Consider the following 1297-nt stretch of genomic DNA (forward strand, 5'->3'; position numbering starts at 1 on the left):
CGCCCGGGCGGCGGTCAGCTGCCACGCCTCCGCCGACAGCGCCGCGGCGGCCGAGGCGAGGGTGAACAGCACGATGCCGCCCAGGAACACGCGGCGCCGGCCGATGCGGTCGCCGAGCGCGGCGGCGGTCAGCAGGAAGGCGGCGAAGGGCAGCGTGTACGCGTTCACGAACCACTGCAGGTCGGTCAGCGAGGCGCCCAGCGACGTCCGGATCACCGGCAGCGCGGTGGTCACCACCAGGTTGTCCAGAGTGACCATGAAGATCGGGATGCCGACCGCGGCGAGCACGGCGGCGAGCGGCCGGGACTTCCTCTCGGCGCCCGTCACGGGCGGCGGCAGAGCCAGTGCGGTCATCGGGAACTCCTAGTTGTTATTCACTGATAACTACGAACCCCAAGCTAGTTATCAGCTGATAACCTGTCAAGGTGACGAGGACGAGATTGACCGCGGAGGAACGCCACGACCAGCTGATCCGCGCGGCTGTGACGGCGTTCACCACCGGCGGGTACGCGGGCACGACCACCGACCAGGTCGCCCGGCTGGCCGGCGTCTCCCAGCCGTACGTGATCCGGCTCTTCGGCACCAAGCAGCAGCTGTTCGTGGCCACCGTGCGGTTCGCGGCCGGCCGCGTCGAGCAGGTGTTCCGCGCGGCCGCCGAGATCCAGCCGGATCTGGAGTCGCTCGGCCGCGCGTATGACCAGCTCATTGCCGAGCGGGAGCTGATCACCGTCCTGCTGCACGGCTTCGCGGCCGGCGGCGATCCCGCGATCGGGCCGATGGTCCGCGAGACGTTCGGCCGGATCTACGAGGTGGTGCGCGAGCTGACCGGTGCGAGCCCCGAGCAGGCGCGCGACTTCCTGGCCGCCGGCATGCTCTGCACGGTGCTGGGCGCGATGCGGGTGATCGGCCCCGACGCCGTGCGTGCGGGCGGCGGCCTGGACGAGCTGGTCGACACCCTGCCGCTCTCCGATGCCTGCCGTCCGGACTGAGAGACGCCGGCCGGGCTAGATGTTGTGGCGGGCGGTCAGCGGCTGCCGCCAGCCGAGCATCGCCTCGGTCATGTGGATCGCCTCGACGGCCGCGCGCACGTCGTGCATGCGCACGATGCGTGCGCCGCGCAGCACGCAGAAGACCACCGCGGCGAGGGTTCCGGCCAGGCGTTCGCCCTGCGGCAGGTCGAGCGTCTCGCCGATGAAGTCCTTGTTGCTCACCGCGGCCAGGGTGGGAAAGCCGAGCGTGCAGACCTCGTCGAGGCGCCGGGTCAGCTCCAGCGAGTGGTACGTGTTCTTGTTCAGGT

At 70.6% G+C, this 1297-nt stretch carries 3 protein-coding genes; 1 reads left to right on the forward strand and 2 read right to left on the reverse strand.

The genetic code is table 11. The annotated features are described in order from the left end of the window. Positions 1–354, reverse strand: a 354-nt coding sequence (locus tag AB0M20_RS44115; protein WP_364307521.1) for an MFS transporter, incomplete at its 3' end; no start/stop codon positions are given. A 71-nt stretch (positions 355–425) separates the two neighbouring features. On the opposite strand from AB0M20_RS44115, the gene AB0M20_RS44120 reads away from it, so the two are divergent. Beyond that, positions 426–989, forward strand: a complete 564-nt coding sequence (locus AB0M20_RS44120; RefSeq protein WP_364307523.1) for a TetR/AcrR family transcriptional regulator — start codon at positions 426–428, stop codon at positions 987–989. A 15-nt stretch (positions 990–1004) separates the two neighbouring features. Here AB0M20_RS44120 and AB0M20_RS44125 read toward each other — a convergent pair. Beyond that, the coding region (locus AB0M20_RS44125) for a dihydropteroate synthase (protein ID WP_364307525.1) at positions 1005–1297 on the reverse strand (293 nt) is incomplete at its 5' end.

Origin of the sequence: Actinoplanes sp. NPDC051633 (assembly GCF_040681735.1) — a bacterium.
Lineage (GTDB): Bacteria > Actinomycetota > Actinomycetes > Mycobacteriales > Micromonosporaceae > Actinoplanes.